This window comes from Streptococcus thoraltensis DSM 12221 (assembly GCF_000380145.1).
In the GTDB taxonomy this organism is placed as follows: Bacteria; Bacillota; Bacilli; order Lactobacillales; family Streptococcaceae; genus Streptococcus; species Streptococcus thoraltensis.
This window is the reverse complement of the sequence record NZ_KB904624.1, coordinates 1-2087: the sequence shown is the minus strand read 5'-3', so window position 1 is coordinate 2087 and position 2087 is coordinate 1. Positions and strand designations below refer to the sequence as shown.

Below are 2087 nucleotides of genomic sequence, written 5' to 3'. Positions count from 1 at the left end.
ATTAGCTAGTGGGTTCCCCCATTCGGACATCTCTGGATCGGCGCTTACTTACAGCTCCCCAAAGCATTTCGTCGTTAGTCACGTCCTTCTTCGGCTTCTAGTGCCAAGGCATCCACCGTGCGCCCTTATTAACTTAACCTTATTTTGGGTCTTACGACCGTTTTCTCAGTAAATATTTTCAGCGTTTTCGGTTTATTTCTTGTTACTATTCTACAATCTTTACTTTGATCGTGGAATTTTTTGATATAGATATTCAATTTTCAATGGACTAGCTTGAACCTTTCGATTCAATGGAGCCTAGCGGGATCGAACCGCTGACCTCCTGCGTGCAAAGCAGGCGCTCTCCCAGCTGAGCTAAGGCCCCACAAAGACCTCTCAAAACTAAATAAAGTTACCAAACGTGCTTCCATTTCCTTAGAAAGGAGGTGATCCAGCCGCACCTTCCGATACGGCTACCTTGTTACGACTTCACCCCAATCATCTATCCCACCTTAGGCGGCTGGCTCCTAAAAGGTTACCTCACCGACTTCGGGTGTTACAAACTCTCGTGGTGTGACGGGCGGTGTGTACAAGGCCCGGGAACGTATTCACCGCGGCGTGCTGATCCGCGATTACTAGCGATTCCGACTTCATGTAGGCGAGTTGCAGCCTACAATCCGAACTGAGATCGGCTTTAAGAGATTAGCTTACTGTCACCAGCTCGCAACTCGTTGTACCGACCATTGTAGCACGTGTGTAGCCCAGGTCATAAGGGGCATGATGATTTGACGTCATCCCCACCTTCCTCCGGTTTATTACCGGCAGTCTCGCTAGAGTGCCCAACTTAATGATGGCAACTAACAATAGGGGTTGCGCTCGTTGCGGGACTTAACCCAACATCTCACGACACGAGCTGACGACAACCATGCACCACCTGTCTCCAGTGTTCCTAAGAAAAGTTCTATCTCTAGAACCGGCACCGGGATGTCAAGACCTGGTAAGGTTCTTCGCGTTGCTTCGAATTAAACCACATGCTCCACCGCTTGTGCGGGCCCCCGTCAATTCCTTTGAGTTTCAACCTTGCGGTCGTACTCCCCAGGCGGAGTGCTTAATGCGTTAGCTGCGGCACTGAGTCCCGGAAAGGACCCAACACCTAGCACTCATCGTTTACGGCGTGGACTACCAGGGTATCTAATCCTGTTCGCTACCCACGCTTTCGAGCCTCAGTGTCAGTTACAGACCAGAGAGCCGCTTTCGCCACCGGTGTTCCTCCATATATCTACGCATTTCACCGCTACACATGGAATTCCACTCTCCCCTTCTGCACTCAAGTTTAACAGTTTCCAAAGCGTACAATGGTTGAGCCACTGCCTTTAACTTCAGACTTATTAAACCACCTGCGCTCGCTTTACGCCCAATAAATCCGGACAACGCTCGGGACCTACGTATTACCGCGGCTGCTGGCACGTAGTTAGCCGTCCCTTTCTGATAAGCTACCGTCATAGAGTAAACTTTCCACTCTTACTCCTATTCTTCGCTTATAACAGAGCTTTACGATCCGAAAACCTTCTTCACTCACGCGGCGTTGCTCGGTCAGGGTTCCCCCCATTGCCGAAGATTCCCTACTGCTGCCTCCCGTAGGAGTCTGGGCCGTGTCTCAGTCCCAGTGTGGCCGATCACCCTCTCAGGTCGGCTATGTATCGAAGCCTTGGTAAGCCGTTACCTTACCAACTAGCTAATACAACGCAGGTCCATCTTTAAGTGATGCTGTTGCACCTTTTAAAAAGCTAACATGGGTTAGCTCCTTTTATGCGGTATTAGCTATCGTTTCCAATAGTTATCCCCCGCTTAAAGGTAGGTTACCTACGCGTTACTCACCCGTTCGCGACTCATTTATACCAATTGTAGCAAGCTACGGTAGTTATAAATGCGTTCCACTTGCATGTATTAGGCACGCCGCCAGCGTTCGTCCTGAGCCAGGATCAAACTCTCATTAATTTTTAAGATTTTGAGTTCCCACTCGTGTGTCTTTCTGACGTTTTCTCTTTTTGACAGGTTACTTTCGTAACCCGCACGTTTGGTTTCTTTATCCAGTTTTCAAAGGTCTT

Annotated in this window: 1 tRNA gene and 2 rRNA genes; all 3 read right to left on the bottom strand. The window is 49.2% G+C overall.

The features are described 5' to 3' along the window. Positions 1 to 139 (bottom strand): 23S ribosomal RNA (locus tag A3IA_RS0108920); the annotation flags it as partial. A gap of 152 nt (positions 140 to 291) precedes the next feature. Beyond that, positions 292 to 364: transfer RNA gene (locus A3IA_RS0108915), tRNA-Ala, on the bottom strand. Positions 365 to 418: 54 nt separating this feature from the next. After that, positions 419 to 1977 (bottom strand): 16S ribosomal RNA (locus tag A3IA_RS0108910). Between the last annotated feature and the right edge of the window lie 110 nt (positions 1978 to 2087).